The sequence below is a fragment of the Candidatus Njordibacter sp. Uisw_039 genome (assembly GCF_047730075.1).
In the GTDB taxonomy this organism is placed as follows: Bacteria; Pseudomonadota; Gammaproteobacteria; order Pseudomonadales; family Balneatricaceae; genus Njordibacter.
On record NZ_CP159831.1, the window covers coordinates 2,370,228 to 2,386,736 of the forward strand.

15 protein-coding genes are annotated in these 16,509 nt (G+C 46.5%); 4 read left to right on the forward strand and 11 right to left on the reverse strand.

From position 1 onward, the window contains the following. Positions 1-5 precede the first annotated feature (5 nt). Positions 6-1,463 (reverse strand): betaine-aldehyde dehydrogenase, encoded by a 1,458-nt coding sequence (gene betB / locus ABXT70_RS11205; RefSeq protein ID WP_443640579.1) that lies wholly within the window; start codon positions 1,461-1,463, stop codon positions 6-8. Positions 1,464-1,625: 162 nt separating this feature from the next. Between betB and ABXT70_RS11210 the strand changes: the two genes are divergently transcribed. Both ABXT70_RS11210 and ABXT70_RS11215 read left to right on the forward strand, forming a co-directional pair. Next, positions 1,626-2,714: an endonuclease/exonuclease/phosphatase family protein gene (locus tag ABXT70_RS11210; protein ID WP_443640580.1), complete on the forward strand. Its 1,089-nt coding sequence runs from the start codon at positions 1,626-1,628 to the stop codon at positions 2,712-2,714. Positions 2,715-2,792: 78 nt separating this feature from the next. Continuing rightward, positions 2,793-3,062 carry a DUF1289 domain-containing protein gene (locus ABXT70_RS11215; RefSeq protein WP_443640581.1) on the forward strand — a complete coding sequence of 90 codons (270 nt, stop codon included), beginning with the start codon at positions 2,793-2,795 and terminating at the stop codon, positions 3,060-3,062. Between the two features lie 5 nt (positions 3,063-3,067). Here ABXT70_RS11215 and recJ read toward each other — a convergent pair whose 3' ends face one another. The 10 genes from recJ to rpsP all read right to left on the reverse strand — a co-directional run bounded on the left by recJ (position 3,068) and on the right by rpsP (position 12,200). Then, positions 3,068-4,792: a single-stranded-DNA-specific exonuclease RecJ gene (gene recJ / locus ABXT70_RS11220; protein ID WP_443640582.1), complete on the reverse strand. Its 1,725-nt coding sequence runs from the start codon at positions 4,790-4,792 to the stop codon at positions 3,068-3,070. Between the two features lie 13 nt (positions 4,793-4,805). Then, complete coding sequence (gene thrC, locus ABXT70_RS11225) at positions 4,806-6,194, reverse strand: threonine synthase (RefSeq protein ID WP_443640583.1); 1,389 nt, start codon at positions 6,192-6,194, stop codon at positions 4,806-4,808. Between the two features lie 8 nt (positions 6,195-6,202). Then, positions 6,203-7,504 carry a homoserine dehydrogenase gene (locus ABXT70_RS11230; protein ID WP_443640584.1) on the reverse strand — a complete coding sequence of 434 codons (1,302 nt, stop codon included), beginning with the start codon at positions 7,502-7,504 and terminating at the stop codon, positions 6,203-6,205. A 66-nt stretch (positions 7,505-7,570) separates the two neighbouring features. Beyond that, positions 7,571-8,350 carry a YdcF family protein gene (locus ABXT70_RS11235; protein WP_443640585.1) on the reverse strand — a complete coding sequence of 260 codons (780 nt, stop codon included), beginning with the start codon at positions 8,348-8,350 and terminating at the stop codon, positions 7,571-7,573. 14 nt (positions 8,351-8,364) lie between these two features. Continuing rightward, positions 8,365-9,120, reverse strand: a complete 756-nt coding sequence (locus ABXT70_RS11240; RefSeq protein ID WP_443640586.1) for a thioredoxin fold domain-containing protein — start codon at positions 9,118-9,120, stop codon at positions 8,365-8,367. Positions 9,121-9,128: 8 nt separating this feature from the next. Beyond that, positions 9,129-10,022: a site-specific tyrosine recombinase XerD gene (xerD, locus tag ABXT70_RS11245; RefSeq protein WP_443640587.1), complete on the reverse strand. Its 894-nt coding sequence runs from the start codon at positions 10,020-10,022 to the stop codon at positions 9,129-9,131. A gap of 225 nt (positions 10,023-10,247) precedes the next feature. Continuing rightward, positions 10,248-10,610, reverse strand: coding sequence for a 50S ribosomal protein L19 (gene rplS, locus ABXT70_RS11250; protein ID WP_443636180.1), 363 nt, complete (start codon positions 10,608-10,610; stop codon positions 10,248-10,250). 16 nt (positions 10,611-10,626) lie between these two features. After that, on the reverse strand, positions 10,627-11,373 hold the full coding sequence (trmD, locus tag ABXT70_RS11255; RefSeq protein WP_443640588.1) for a tRNA (guanosine(37)-N1)-methyltransferase TrmD: 747 nt from the start codon (positions 11,371-11,373) through the stop codon (positions 10,627-10,629). Further along, complete coding sequence (rimM, locus tag ABXT70_RS11260) at positions 11,374-11,898, reverse strand: ribosome maturation factor RimM (protein WP_443640589.1); 525 nt, start codon at positions 11,896-11,898, stop codon at positions 11,374-11,376. It abuts the gene before it with no gap. 50 nt (positions 11,899-11,948) lie between these two features. After that, positions 11,949-12,200 carry a 30S ribosomal protein S16 gene (rpsP, locus tag ABXT70_RS11265; RefSeq protein ID WP_443640590.1) on the reverse strand — a complete coding sequence of 84 codons (252 nt, stop codon included), beginning with the start codon at positions 12,198-12,200 and terminating at the stop codon, positions 11,949-11,951. An 859-nt stretch (positions 12,201-13,059) separates the two neighbouring features. Between rpsP and ABXT70_RS11270 the strand changes: the two genes are divergently transcribed. Together ABXT70_RS11270 and ABXT70_RS11275 are read left to right on the forward strand one after the other, a co-directional pair. After that, a complete protein-coding gene (locus tag ABXT70_RS11270) occupies positions 13,060-15,222 on the forward strand; it encodes a glycosyltransferase (RefSeq protein ID WP_443640591.1) in 2,163 nt (720 codons plus the stop codon). Continuing rightward, entirely contained in the window at positions 15,219-16,487 is a 1,269-nt protein-coding gene (locus ABXT70_RS11275; protein ID WP_443640592.1) for a glycosyltransferase, read from the forward strand. Before ABXT70_RS11270 ends, ABXT70_RS11275 begins: the two co-directional genes overlap by 4 nt. The last annotated feature ends 22 nt before the right edge of the window (positions 16,488-16,509 follow it).

Consider the following 16,509-nt stretch of genomic DNA (forward strand, 5'->3'; position numbering starts at 1 on the left):
ATTCCTTAATAGGGGGATTCTAAATCGTCTAAACGAACAAAAACGCTTTTCACTTGAGTGTAATGGTGCAGTGTTTCTGGACCATTTTCCCTGCCAACACCCGATTGTTTGTAACCACCTACGGGCATTTCTGCAGGTGAATCACCCCAGCTGTTGATCCAACATATACCGGCTTGCATCTGATTAATAACTCGGTGAGCTCTACTAATGTCTTGGCTAAACACACCTGCGGCCAAACCATAATCTGAATCATTGGCGCGAGCGATAACTTCGTCTTCATCGGTGAACTTTAAAATGGACATCACTGGGCCAAATATTTCTTCTTTTACATGTACCATGTCATCTGTACAATCGGTAAATACAGTAGGTTCAACAAAGTACCCATCCTTAGTAGCTGCAGACTGGTGACGATGGCCACCACAGGCCAAACGAGCACTGGTTAGTTTGGCTCCTTTAATGTAGCCCAACACTTTTTCAAGGTGTTCCGCGCTAATCAACGCACCCATTTGAGTGTCTAAATCTAGCGGATCACCTAGCTTAATAGTATTAGCGCGTTGAACCACTTTGGCGATAAACTCATCATATACACCGGCTTGCACAAACACTCGCGTGCCATTGGTGCACACTTCACCTTGGGTATAGAAATTAGCCAACATAGCACCCGCTACAGCATTGTCTAACTTGGCATCATCAAACACCAACATGGGTGACTTGCCGCCTAACTCCATGGTCACCTGTTTAAGGTTGGATGCGGAGTCCACCATGATTTTTTTGCCAGTACCAGACTCTCCAGTGAAGGACACTTTAACAATGTCCTTATGGGCAGTGAGCATTTGGCCTACACGGTAATCACCTTGAACAACGTTAAACACGCCATCAGGTAAACCTGCTTCAGTAAAGATTTCCGCTAATTTCATGACGCTCAAAGGGGTTTCTTCCGAAGGTTTAAATATCATGGCGTTACCTGCAGCTAGGCAAGGCCCTGACTTCCAACACGCAATTTGGATGGGGTAGTTCCATGCCCCAATACCCGCGCACACACCTAGAGGCTCACGGCGTGACATGAAAAAAGCATCTTTACCTAAGTCTTGCTGCGTGCCTTGCATACCACTAATGAGGCCCGCGTAATATTCAATCACATCGGCTCCCGATGCAATATCTACACAATTAGCTTCTTGCAACGGTTTACCGGTATCTAATACCTCTAGCTCTGCAAGCGCATCATTACGTTCACGTAATATTTGCGCAGCCTTTTGCAAGATACGTGCGCGCTCAACGGGCATCATGGCAGACCAAATAGCAAAACCGGCTTGCGAAGACACCACTGCGGCATCCACATCTGCCTGGCTAGCTCGGTCTATGGTAGCTAATGACTGACCCGTGGCAGGGTTGATGCTAGTAAAGGTTTCATTGGAAGTTGCACTCTTATGAGCACCGTTGATATAGAGGTGTGTGTGTTGCATAGGATTAAGCCAAAGAGGTTAATTTCATTTTTATTGAATGATTGTTCGATAAAGATTTTACCTGAATGCATTACAATGTCAATAACAGGGAACTGGACGAAAAGCTGTGCAGACAAGTAAACTGCTACTTACTGACCTAGACATAACCATTCGAGAATAAACATGCTCAATTTTTTAATAAAAAGTATTAAATGGACTACCATTAGCGTGATTATTTTAGCCGTTGCTTTGGCTTTATTAATTTGGAGCATCACCTTTCACCCTGCCGCATTACAAAAAGAAGTGGTAGTTAACCAAGTCGGTGCACCGGTTTTGGAATCTGGCCAGCAGGTAAAGATTCTTAGTTGGAACTTGCAGTACATGTCTGGTAAGAATTATGAATTTTGGTACGACCGTTTGGATGGCGATGGGCCTGATATTCGTGCCAGCAAAGCTGATATTGATCAAACGTTTAATCAGGTTTCGCAGCTAATTATTAAACAAAACCCAGACGTTATTTTGCTACAAGAACTACATGATAATGCCAAGCGTACAGATTATGAAGACCAACTCCAGCGTCTACTAACCATGCTTCCTGTTGAATACAAAAACTACAGCGAAGCTTTTTACTGGCGAGCGAACTTTGTGCCTGTACCACAGATCATGGGCTCAGTTGGCATGAAACTAGCAGTTATTTCTAAGTATAAGTTGGCTGATGCATTGCGCCACCAACTAGCCATCATAAAAACTGACCCAATAACTGACCAATTTAACTTTCGCCGAGCAATCCAAGAAGTGAGCCTACCGATATCTGGCGGTAATGAGCTGACTTTAATGAACACTCACTTTGATGCTTTTGCTCAAGGTTCCAACACCATGCAGCAACAAGTATCTTATTTACAGCAGTTGTTGAGCGGCAAAAATGCAAATGGCGAGTCCTGGATTATTGGTGGCGACTTTAACTTACTGCCACCAGGTCAATATAAAAACATGGATGCCACCGCACGCAATTACTACCAACCCGATAGTGAATTTTCCCGCATCTATGCTCAGTTTAATGTTATCCCAAGTATCGAACAAACTAATGGTGCCGATGCCAACAGTTGGTTTACTCACTTTCCTAATCGTAAAGAGGTATCTGGCCCAGACCGCACCATTGATTACTTTGTGTATAGCGATCACATTCAGGTAAGTGACGCTCAAGTGCTACAACAAAACACGTGGCATATTTCAGACCACTTGCCCATGATTGCCACCATCAAGTTGCCATAGCCCGATTGCAGCCACTAATGACTGCAGGTGGGTATCGGAATGAGGACTTTGTCTGCATAAGCTGCTATATTGCGCGCCATGGAACAGTCAGAATTATTCGAAGCCCCAAGCCCTTGTATAGGCGTATGCGAAAATAGCCCCAAGGGTTATTGCAAAGGTTGTATGCGTTCACGAGACGAGCGTTTTGAGTGGAATAACATGAACACTGGCCAACAGCTTCAGGTGATGAAGTTGTGCGCTCGACGTTACCAGCGCATGTTGGAGCGCAGACGAATCAAGGCTAAAGGTGACACTAATCTAGAACTAAATTTTGCCGAACCCCAATCACCTCAAACTGATTTGATATAACGTATTTACAGCACAGGTGTCATGTGTTGTACCATGAGCTGTAAACTCTGACGACCACGAAACTCATTGATATCTAAGCGATACACTAAATCTGCCTGTTCACAAGTGTTGGGCCACACTGCCAAATCTATGTTGAAATAAATACCATCCACTAGCTCGCCCGTTTGGAAATGCGCCAATACTAGCTTTAAATGCTTTTCTCCTACGATCCGTTGTTGCACCACCATAAAGCGGCCATGAAAAGTGGGTTCTTCAAAGCCCTGCCCCCAGGGCCCTGCCCGTTGTAATGCAAAGGCTTGGTGAAGCTGCAATTCGTGGGCACTTAATTCACCATCAGAACGCCACTCTTGGGCTAATAAACTGTCGGGAAGGTGCTCCTCAGCATAGGTATTTAATGCCTCTTCAAAGGCGCTAAAGTCATCAGCCTTAATGCTCAAGCCTGCTGCCATGGCATGGCCACCAAACTTAATAATTAGGCCTGGGTTCTGAGCGTCCACCACTGCCAGGGCATCACGTAAATGAAAACCAGCAATACTCCGACAAGAACCCTTGAGGGTATCCGCATCACCTTTAGCAAAAACCAACGCCGGCCGGTGCCACTTTTCTTTAATTCGAGACGCTACAATACCTACTACACCCTGATGCCAATCAGGATGATACAAGCACACACACTTAGGCATCACTTTATCTTGACTGACTTCTAAGTGCGTTAAAATATTACCGGCCTGCTGCTGCATATCCGCTTCTATATTACGCCTTTGGGCGTTGAGGTCATCCAATTCTTGGGCCAACTGGGCGGCAATCTGCTCACTGTCGCTCAACAAACACTCAATACCCAAACTCATGTCATCTAGCCTGCCTGCAGCATTAAGCCTAGGACCAACACTAAACCCTAGATCCGAGGCTTGTAGATTATGGTGCTGGCGTTTGGCTATGGTTAATAAGGCTAATAAACCCGGCCTAGCTTTGCCTGCACGAATACGTGCCACACCTTGGGCTACCAAAATGCGATTGTTATGCTCCATAGGCACTAAGTCTGCTACGGTGCCTAAGGCAACCAAATCTAAGTATTGTGCCATGTTAGGCGGCGCTATCTGTTGCTGGTCAAACCAACCTTGAATTTGTAATTGCCTTCGCAAGGCTGACATGACATAGAAAATCACCCCCACTCCAGCAGTAGACTTAAAAGGAAATTCACACCCAGGTTGGTTCGGGTTAACAATGGCATCGGCTTCGGGCAAGGTTTCGGCCGCTAAGTGATGGTCTGTCACCAATACTTTTATACCAAGCTCATGGGCTCGCTTAATACCAGCATGGCTAGCAATACCATTGTCTACAGTGACAATTAAATCAGGCTCACTAGCTTGCGCATAATCCACCAAAGCAGTGCTTAGGCCATACCCAAAATCAAACCGATTAGGCACGAGATAGCTTACATTTTTGGCTCCCATGGCGCCTAAAGCCAACATAGCAAGGCTGGTACTGGTTGCACCGTCACAATCAAAATCACCAACTATAACAATATGTTGCTGGGTTTCGAGTGCGTGTGCCAATAAGGCTACAGCTAAGTTTATACCTTTAAGCTGATGGTAGGGCAGGAGTTGTTTGAGTTGGTAATCTACTTGCGCGGGGTCACTAATACCACGGTGAGCAAGCACTCTGGCAACCAGGGGATCAAAAGCGGTGTCTAGGGCTACATTAGAACTGCCTACGCGCAAGCGGACTGACATATGCGCGGCGCTCTTAGAGCTGGTTCATCATGTAAGTTTGCACGGTAGCAAGGTCGTTATCCAACACTTCACAACGTTCTGGCCGCTCTAACAAATCTGTTAGGTGCATCGGTAATTTAGGTGCAGCTTGACCAGCCTTAATCACTGCATCAGGAAATTTCACTGGATGGGCAGTGGCCAAAGTCACCATGGGCACTTCCGGGTGTTGATTACATACCCGTCCCGCTTCCAGACCTATGGCACTGTGAGGATCAAGTAAGTAGTTGTGATGTTGAGCGGTTTGGCTAATCACATCACAGGTTTTTTCATCGTCCACTCGATGACTACTAAACAGTTCCCGTGCTTTTTCCCACCGTTGTGGTTCTAAGCTATTAGAGGTACCGTTATTAAGGCCTGTTACTAGCTCACTTAACGTTGTTCCATTACGATCGTATAAGTCGAACAGCAAGCGTTCAAAGTTGCTGGATACCATGATATCCATACTTGGGGACAAGGTATGTACTAAGCCCTGTTTCTGGTATTGGTTGGCACTAATACAACGGTGCAAGATGTCATTTTCGTTAGTGGCAACGATGAGCTGCTGAATAGGCAAGCCCATCTTTTTAGCTAAATAACCCGCGTAAATGTCACCAAAGTTGCCAGTAGGCACGCTAAAGGATACGGCGCGATGAGGACCACCTAAAGCAACAGCTGCATAAAAGTAGTACACAATCTGAGCCATGATACGGGCCCAGTTGATGGAGTTTACTGCACCTAACTGACCACCCTTCAAGAAAGATTGGTCAGAAAAGCTTTGTTTAACCATTTGCTGACAATCATCAAAATTACCACGCACAGCAATGTTGTGAATATTATCACCTATCAAGGTGGTCATCTGACGGCGCTGCACTTCTGATACACGTTCATGGGGGTGTAAAATGAACATCTGTACACGTTTACTGTGCTTACACCCTTCGATGGCAGCAGAACCCGTATCACCAGAAGTAGCACCCATAATCACTAAATTTTTTTCACGCTTAATCAGGGCATTGTCCATTAAACGGCCTAATAACTGCAGGGCAAAATCTTTAAACGCTAAGGTAGGGCCATGAAATAATTCCAGTACCCATTCGTTATGGTCTAACTGAATTAACGGCGCCACAGCCTTGTGGCTAAAACCGGCATAAGTTTTATCTACCATGCTTTTAAGTTCGCTACTGCTAATATCTTCTTCAACAAATGGCAACAAAATCTTGTGAGCCAAGTCAGCGTAGTTAAGCTTAGACCAAGAAGCAATTTCTTGATGGCTAAATTGCGGTAATTTTTCTGGCACATAAAGGCCACCGTCGCTGGCCAGGCCAGTAAGTAATACATCTTCAAAACTAAGGCTTGGGGCCTGACCGCGAGTACTGATATAACGCATGTTTGTTCCTAGCCGTCTAAGTTTTCTACACGAATTCGAGTCACTTCACCATGAACATCTGTCAATGCTTCTATGGCCGCAATTGCATTATTCATATGGCCTTCTTGCACCGGGCGAGTCAGTATGATGACAGGCACCTGCAAGGACTCATGGGTTTGTTGACGAATAGCTTCGATGCTAATACCTGCATCGCCAAGGATCTGAGTAATTTGAGCTAAAACACCAGGTTTCTCTGAGACCATCATACGCATGTAAAACGCAGTGACTACCTTATCCATCGGCAAAATAGGGCTATCAGACATGGCGTCTTGTTGAAACGCCAAAGACGGCATACGCACGTTCTGATTCACGGCCATATCTCGCACAACATCCACTAAGTCTGCCACTATGGCAGAAGCGGTTGGCTCTGCACCTGCACCCGCACCGTAATACATGGTGGGGCCAACGGCATTGCCTTCAACTAACACAGCGTTCATTACGCCATGTACGTTAGCAATCAGACACTTTTCTGGAATCATGGTTGGATGTACACGCAGTTCTACACCAGCTTCAGTGCGGCGAGTTAGACCTAAGTGTTTAATGCGGTAACCTAAAGATTCTGCATTGGCCACGTCTTCGGCAGACACTTTGCTAATCCCTTCGGTGTAACACTGGTCAAACTGCAATGGAATACCAAAAGCGACTGAGGACAAAATGGTTAGCTTGTGAGCGGCATCGATGCCTTCTACGTCAAAGGTAGGGTCTGCTTCTGCGTAACCTAGCTCTTGGGCTTCTTTAAGTACATCAGCAAAGGCACGGCCTTTATCGCGCATTTCCGTAAGGATGAAGTTACCTGTGCCATTAATGATGCCAGCCAACCAGTTTATGCTGTTGGCCGCCAAACCTTCACGCAAAGCCTTAACGATAGGAATACCACCAGCAATAGCCGCTTCATACGCCACTACAACGTTGTGTTTACGAGCGGCTTCAAAAATTTCGTTACCGTGCACAGCAATCAAGGCTTTGTTGGCCGTAACCACGTGTTTACCATTACCAATGGCAGTAAGCACAAGCTCTTTGGCCGGTTCATGGCCACCAATAAGCTCCACCAACACATCAACGTTAGGATTGTTGGCTACGGCAAAGATGTCATCTGTAATGGCTGTGTCGCCAGTATCGCAATTGACATTAGGGCGACGTTGGGCAATGTGTTCAACCACAATAGCGCGGCCCGTGCGGCGGGTAATCTCGTCGCAGTTACGCTGTAATACGTTAAACGTGCCGCCACCGACGGTGCCAAATCCACAAATACCAACTCTTACCGGTTTCAAGGTAAACCCCATTGCGCCAAATGCGCGTATCTAATTAATGTATAAAAACAAGCGAGATATTGTAGCTTAACAGGCCTTGTCTGTCAGCTTATAAGCGGCTAGACCTAGCCATTCTTTAAAGGCGTTATTGAGGTTACGTAAATGCTCTGCAAAGCCCCAATCAAAACGCAACAAATTGCCTTTTTGTGCGCGATAATCCACCGGGTAGGGCTGCATTGGCCAGCCTGCTTTGCAAAACACTGCGAGGGATCTTGGCATGTGAAAAGCACTCGTCACCAACAACCAATGCTGACCAGGTTTTGGTTGCATCATGGCCTTAGTTAGCACCGCATTTTCCACTGTATTACGTGACTGTGACTCTAGTGTTAAGCGACTTTTTGACAGCCCCATAGACTGTACAAACTGCTTTGCAACTTCTGCTCCTGTGGTACCCTGTTGAACCATGCTGCCAGAGCCACCAGTAAATACTACTGGTGCCTGGGGATATGCATTGGCCAGCATTACCATAGCCGTCAAACGTTCTGCGCCATCACCCAGCGCAACCTGTTGCCAAGCATGACTTAAGCCAACAGCTTCACCTCCCCCAAGCACTACTATGCCATCAACTTGTGTGGGCAGCGAAGCAGGAAGGTGTTGTTGCTCTAGGGGGTAAAACAACCATTCGCCAAGCGGAAACAAGGCAATGGTCAGACATACTAAAGCTAAGTTAAGCAATAGCCTTCGGGCAGCGTTAAGCCAACCCATATACAGGCACAAAACTCCTAAGCCCAACCAAATAAGCAGCACACTATCTACCGCCACCAACAGCCAAGCTAATTTGGCGACATAGAAAAACGTAGAGTCCATAGCCTGATTCCTAGTTAAAGAATACCTAAGCGTTTGGCTAATTCATTGGCTGGCAAATAGCCAGGCAAAAGCTCACCAGAATCGAACACGATGGCCGGAGTGCCATTAATGCCAATTTGTTGCCCCAAAGTATAGTGAGCCAACACTGGGTTTTCGCAGGGCTTTGGAGAGGCCTGTGGCGCTTGTTTATTGTGCGAACGCAACTTAGCCTCAGTTAAAAATTCATTGGCATTTTTGGCACACCAGGAGTCCACCAACGCCTGATAACTAGACGAACCTATGCCAGCGCGTGGAAACGCTAAATATTTCACTTCAATACCAAGGGCATTGATAGCAGGCATTTCCGCATGTAATTTTTGACAATAAAAACAATCTATATCGGTAAATATTGTGATGGTTGCTTTTCTCTCGCCCTGAGCAGGAAATACCCACGCCTGCTGTGCAGCTGGACTTCCCATAGCCACAAGCCTATCCTTTAAAGAACTTTGCTCTGTTATGTTCACTAAGTTTTCGCCAAAGGAGTTTTGGTACATAGTTCCAGCAAAGAAAAACTCTCCATCGGCACTCATATAGATACGATCACCATTGTTTAGTAAAATATTGTAAATGCCAAACATAGGCGTTACTTCGATGCTGGAGGCTTTCAAATCTGGATTAATTCTAGCCAAACTTGACTTTATTTCTGTGTATTCTCCTGCCCACACATGGGCCGCCAACAAAGCGAATATAAAGGTAAATGCGGTAGCGAATTTGGTAATCATTAAATGCATAATATAGCTCAACCCCTAGGGTGATGTTGTGAATGTAGGTTTTGTAATCGCTGGGTAGCCACGTGAGTATATATCTGTGTGGTGGATAAATCACTATGGCCTAAGAGCATTTGAATCACACGTAAGTCAGCACCGTGATTCAACAGATGGGTTGCAAAAGCGTGCCTCAGCACATGGGGTGAGAGTGGTTTTTGGATACCAGCCGTTAAACCGTGTTGCTTAATGCGGTGCCAAAAGGTTTGCCGAGTCATGTGCTGGCCTCTATTACTCGGAAACAACACACCACTAGCAGCTACTTTTAATAGCTGTGGTCGCGCTTGTTTGATGTATTTTTGAAGCCAGTTTTGAGCCACTTCGCCTATGGGAACTAGGCGCTCTTTAGATCCCTTGCCGAATACTTTGACAACGCCAGCAGATAAATTCAACTGGCTCATATCAAGGTTAACAAGCTCACTCACCCTCAAACCACAGGCATACAGTAATTCTAACATTGCTCGGTCACGTAAACCTATGCCTGTGCCCACATTGGGCGCTGCCAATAAAGCTTCAACGTCTGATTCTGTGAGTGATTTGGGTAACGGGCGACCCTGCTTAGGCGCATCAATTAAAGAGGCAGGATTGGCTGCTAAATAATTCTCACGAACCATGTATTTATAAAAGCCTTTAATGCTCGACAAATACCGTGCCAATGAACTAGCTTTAACTCCAGCTTGTGATCGATCAGCCAGAAAACTCATTAAGTCACCAGACTCTGCAAAGGCAATAGACAAACCGCGTTGAGCCAAATACTTATCTAGCTGACGCAGATCTCTAGCGTAACTTACAATGGTATTGTCACTCAGTCCTTTTTCTAACCAAAGCGAATCGGTGTATTTTTCGATGAACCTGATGTCGTTACTCATTGATAAACAAGAACCCTAGATCTATGTGCGGCAGCACTCAATAGGTAACAGTATAATATGTTAAACGAAAAACTTGTATCTACAAGTCGTGATTCATAATTGAGCATGGGCTAAGTTATTAAAATAATACCACTGTATTTATTAACACTCATTTATGGTTTTTCTTGCAAAAAAAACCTGCACCTCACTAAAAAGCAAGATGCAGGTTTTTATATTAGCTTAAGCTTAACGCTTGGCCAGTTTTTCCTTGATACGTGCTGCCTTACCAGACAAGTCGCGCAAGTAGTACAACTTAGCTTGGCGCACGTCACCACGGCGCTTAACAGACACACTGTCAACCTGGTGGCTAAAGGTTTGGAAAGTACGCTCAACACCCACACCGTGAGAGATTTTACGTACTGTGAAGGCAGAGTTTAGGCCACGGTTACGTTTACCGATTACCACACCTTCGTATGCCTGAAGACGCTCACGGGTACCTTCTGTTACCTTAACTTGGACCACAACAGTATCGCCGGGGCCAAATTCTGGCATTTCTTTGTTCATTTGTTCAGCTTCAATTTGCTGAATAATCAAGTTTTTGCTGCTCATGGCACGCTCCTGTTCTTCACCTTTCGGATTGATCCGTTAAGCGAATAAATTCTGCTAAAGACTGCTCTTGTTCCTGCGTCAGTGTCATCTGTTCTAGTAAATCCGGTCGCCGCTGCCAGGTTCTACCTAACTGCTGCTGCATACGCCAACGGGCAATAGCGGCATGATCCCCACTTAACAGCACCTTAGGCACTGGCATACCTGCAACCATTTCTGGGCGGGTATAATGAGGGCAATCCAACAAGCCCTGAGCAAACGAATCTTCTTGTGCCGATTCTGCATGCCCTAATACACCAGGTAACAAACGTGAAACTGCATCTATAAAGGTCATGGCTGCAAGCTCACCGCCACTTAATACAAAGTCTCCAAGAGACCACTCTTCATCTATGTCGGTACCAATTAAGCGTTCATCGATTCCTTCGTAACGCCCTGCTACCAATACCAAGCTCTCCTGCTTGGCCAGTTCTACTACACCTGCTTGGTCTAACCTACGCCCTTGGGGAGATAAATAAATCACCTTAGGCTGGCCTAGTTCAGTTTTTGCTTGGCTGATGGCATCTCGTAAAGGCTGTACCTTCATCAACATACCAGGCCCGCCACCGTATGGCCGGTCATCCACTGTGCGGTGCTTGTCCTGGGTAAAGTCGCGTGGATTATATCCCGTAACTTGCAGCAAACCTTGCTGCGTTGCTCTTCCTACCACACCAAAATCTGTTAATGATTTGAGCATTTCTGGGAACAGCGTTACTACGCCTACTTTCACCTAAAACTCCGGATCCCAATCGACCCGAATAACACCTCCGAGGAGGTCAATCTTTGTAATCACTTGATCTGGCAAATAAGGTATTAAACGCTCGTTACGATCAATACTTTCTTCATTGCCTTTTACAACTAGCACATCATTAGAGCCCGTTGCGATCAGGTGGTCGACCTTGCCGAGTTTTACCCCTGCATCAGTCTCAACATTCAGCCCAGTCAGTTGTTGCCAATAATAATCACCATCCTCTAGGTTTGGTAATATGGCTCGATCTACCGAAATATCCAATCCGCAATATTCGCGGGCTTGGTCACGGCCTTCACAACCTTCTAGTAATGCAATTAATCCCTTGCCGTGGGTCTTCCCCTGTGTAATTTTCAATTCTTGCCAAACGCCGTCAATACAGGTTTGCCAAGGTTGATAATCAAAGATGTTTTTCATTGGTTCAGTGCTAGAAAACACTTTTACCCAGCCCTTCACACCGTATACGGTAGTGATGCGACCCAGCTTTACGCGTTGGTCTTGAGCCATGTTCAACGATCCTTACAACAATAGGTTAAAAACAAATGCTTCGTTAGCTATTATACAGCTACTTTGCGGGCTGCTTTTATCAGTCCTGCAACACGTTCACTTGGCTGAGCACCTTGCTCCATCCAAAAGTCAACGCGCTGCATGTCAATCCGAGTTACTTCTTCTTGGCCACGAGCAACTGGGTTATGAAAACCCACACGCTCAATAAAGCGACCGTCACGCGGATTGCGCTGATCAGCTACAGTTAAATGATAGAAGGGGCGCTTTTTAGAGCCCCCACGAGCTAAACGAATGGTTACCATGCGTTAGATCCCTTTACGTCGTGTAAGTTTTGAAATCACTTACTATTCATCAATGCAACGCGCCATTGTAGGCGACATCACGGAAATGGGCATTACCCCGCCTAAATTAATAGCATGTAACACATGCCTAATTCAGGGCGGATATTGTACGGTATTTATAGAGCCAAGACAATTAAATCGAACTGGAAGTTTTACCTAAGTTTGATGCCTGATGATGCGAAGTTACTACATGTCCTGTTTTTTCCGTGGGACCGTGGTTTCAATTTTCTCATCCAGTAAACGCTCTTCAAGCTCTTCTGCCGATATGTAGTCTAAATCCCAATGGTTACATATATCGTTTCTAAATCGCGTGCGACTTTTCTTGGTTGATTTAGTTTTGTAACGATCAAAGTAGTTGAGGAGTCTCTGGCTAATTTTCATCGTAATAATGTCCGTAACTTAGTTCATTGGCAGCCACCCATGCATGGGCGCAAGCAACCCTACCTAAAGTTACCAAAACCAATCTCTAGAGGCAATAAAGTTGCTGAGGCCGCCTTTTTCAATCAGCACAATCCAGCGATCGTAAAGACACTGTCAATGCACTGTAAATGCACTGTAAATGCACTTTCGGCCATGTATTTTAACGTTATGATGGCCCCTAAGCCAATACAGTTAGTTATATCAACGTAGACCACGTGGCTTTAACGATAAATTAATGTCGATCCAAACTCTGGCCACTAAAGGCACCTTCAGAGCTGCTTACTCGTGATCTGTACATGCCAGTTGAATTACCATGGCACTAGGATGAAATGCCTGCAGTAGTAGGTGTTGCCCTTAGTGTTGGGAATGCTTATTAAATCGTTTAGATGGCAAAATAACCATGCAACAACACAACATTGATTATCTACCAACTAGTTTAACGCCACTTTCTCAAACTCCTTCTGACCTACAGGTGGGTTGTCTTCTCATTGAGGAGCTGCAACAAGCTGCTAGCCTAGTAGACTTTAAAGAAATGCTCAACCGATCTGCCAAGCTTGCCACATTCGTCAAAACCTCGGTTAACCAGCTACTCTTGCTAGATGAGCTCACAGCCATGACCCAACAAGACACGCTAAGTAGCTTTTTAGCTATTGAGTCAGTGGCTGCAGTTCAGCATGAAGACGCCAGCAAGGTACTAATTGATTGTTTATCACATGCAGACATAAGTGTCCGCCGCCAGGCCACCTGGAAACTATCTGATAGGCGCCCGGCAGCAGCAGCCCTGACCCTGCTTTTGCAACAACTTTGCCTAGGTGGCATAGATACCATGCATGCCCATCAAACCTTGAGCCACTGGGCTAAATTTGAGCCTGAACTAATTACCCAAATGCTAAGCAAGGCTTTACTAACTCATGACGATGACATAGCGCGAGCTCGACTAACGGACCTGTTGGGCACCTTACATGCCGACAAAGTTAACGGAATGCTTACTCGTCTAGCCACTGATACCAACGAGTCTGTGCCAGCACGCGTGGCGGCCATTAGTGCTATGGGAAGCCGTGCGGACTCATTTAGCACCTTACTTCAGCAGTTAAAACAGCAGGACAACGACATTGGTGCGCATGCAGCTCTGGCCATTCATGACCAGAGAATGCTAAAACTCGCGCCACTCCCTCACCGAGGCGGTGGTTTGCGTATATGCCAACTGGTGCTTGCCAAGGTGGATAGAACCCTTAGCTCAGGTGGCTGTGGAGAAACCGGTGGAGTTGCCAGCTTACTAGTGTCTCTAGGGGACGCACTTGTGCGCCAACCAGGTATTGATCAAGTCCTGACTATTGGGCTTGGCAGTGTTGAAGAGGCCATTAGCAGCCTGAGCGCAAAAGATAACACCTCACAACCCTACCGTATAATTGCTGCTGGGGATGACATGCGGCCCATGAACAGCACAAATGCATGGGAACACTTACCTGTTCTTAAACGCAGCATCCAACGGTGCCTAGGTAATTTTGGGGCAGTTGACCTAATCCATCTTCGCATGCTGGATGCAGCCACTTTTGCAGCGGCAGATGTTGCCAACACGCTGAGCATCCCTATTTGCTTTAGCTTTGCTCCAGACCCTCAAAATACGGTGCAGGCGCTGCATGCTCGAGGGCAGTTTAATCGCCGCGCCTTTGTTGATGCTGATGCACAAACTAACCTCTGGTTCAGGGCTCGCATGCTAGAGCAGATGGGACGTAACGTGGGCCATGTGGCGCTCTTTCCTCAACCCAAGTGTAAGCTCTTACTGCAAGACATCCGCAAAGACCTGCGCCATCATAAACAACAATCGGTGACCATAGCGGAAGGTATCGACATACAACTCATTCGGCAGGCGGCGTTAGAGTCTGATGAAGCAAATTATAATGATTCTAAAGGCGTGATTAGCGACCTAGCTAACAAAATATGTGCAAGCCGCCGTCATTTACCAATATTGCTCAGTGTTGGGCGCTTTCACCCCATCAAAGGTATGGCTCGTATTGCCGAGGCTTGGGCGGCTGACCCACTGCTTTATAATAGCTGCAACCTAGTTTTGGTTGGGGGTAATTTGAACCACCCATCAGCCGTAGAAAAGAAGGTCATGGAAGCCATTGATAGTGCGGTACCCATCAAAGATCATCGCCGTGATGGACTCATTCTCGTGGGTGGCCGCCCACGGGCTGATATTGCTAAGCTTATGGTCGCCACTATGCAAGGGTGTTCAGACTACTGGGCGCAGGGTGGCATTTATGTAGATGGTGCCTTGAAGGAAGAGTTTGGCTTAGCCTTAATCGAAGCCCTTGCCACAGGTTTGGTTGTTGTTGCCCCCAGCACTGGCGGCCCCTCAACCTATGTAGACCACGGTGACACTGGCATTCTTGTGGATCCAGAACACGACCTTGGGCAAGCCATTCATCAAGGCTTTGCGCTAGTGGGACGCCCAGGCAGAAGCCTTAAAGCACGCAACATGATTGAAGAGCACTACGCCATTGACACTATGGCCGAAAAACTTACCTCATTGTATTTAACGGTGCGAGATAATCAATGACTTTGCTGGTCATTAGTCCTGATTTCATTTCCCACTACAGCCCTTTGGCTGTAGTTGCCCGTGCCGCTAAGCTAGCAGGCAAACGCGTTATCTTTGCCACGGGAACGAGTATGGCACCCCGTGTGAAAGCAGAGGGGTTTGAATGGACCTTGCTACAATTAAGCCAAGGAGCCAATAGTGGCATTGTCAGTCAAAATCCCGCCATCAAGCGCTTTTTGAGCGCCACTCGAGAAGGTGCTTTAGCAACAATTCGCTGCCAGGCACTAGATAGAGAAAAAGATTTACTCTGGGAGCCAGTGCAGGTGGCAAGGCAAATTGCGCTGCTGTGTGAACAAATAAACCCTGATGATATTTTGGTTGACCATGTTTCTTTTGGTTCAACTTTGGGCGTATATGCAACAGGTAGAACATTCACCACCCTTGTACCTGGCCATCCCAGTCAACTGCCCGTAGGTAATGAACGTTATGGCATTCCTGCGGCTTGGCCGGGGTGCATGCAGCCTGATCCGGACCTGCTAACGCAACAAGAACACATTACAGACCGTGTGACCACAACGTTTACCGACCGCTGGAATGCGGCACTATCTGTGATTGCACCCACTATGAAACCCGTTAAGGATGCCTTTCGTGTCCACGGTGAGCGGGTACTCTATAATAGCCTAAAGCCGTATCACGCTATTGGCCGCCTGGAACACTTGCCCGCACATCACCATTTTATTGGACCACTAATACGTGACGAAGCACTTGCAGAGCCATACCGCCACTGGCTTGATCAGGTGGATGAAAGGCCACTAGTTTATGTTGCCCTAGGCACTTTCTTGTCACATCGGGCAGACGTATTGAGCAAAATATCAGAAGCACTTCAACAGGCTGGCGTACGGGTGGCTATGGCCATTGGTGCAAACCCTGTGTCAGTATTTGAACCTTTACCCCAGGGCTGGTTGATTGAACCAAGCTTGCCGCAGGTCGGTCTATTGCGTGGGTGCGATCTAATCATACATCATGGCGGTAACAATAGTGTTCAGGAGGCATTAGGCTTGGGTGTACACCAAATCATACTGCCGTTTTCAACAGATCAGTTTGCCAATGCCGCCGATTTAGAGCGCACCGGTCAAGCCACTGTAATCTCACCCAACCATATTTGTCCAAGCGCATTAGCTGAGGTGATAGCAACCATCGTAGCGTTGTCCAAGCCCAAAAAAGTCATGCCACTAAACCCCACTCTGTTAGCCAGCGCTTTGAACAGGCCCAAGCACACTATTTAATAGTGCTAATTAGTAGATTGGT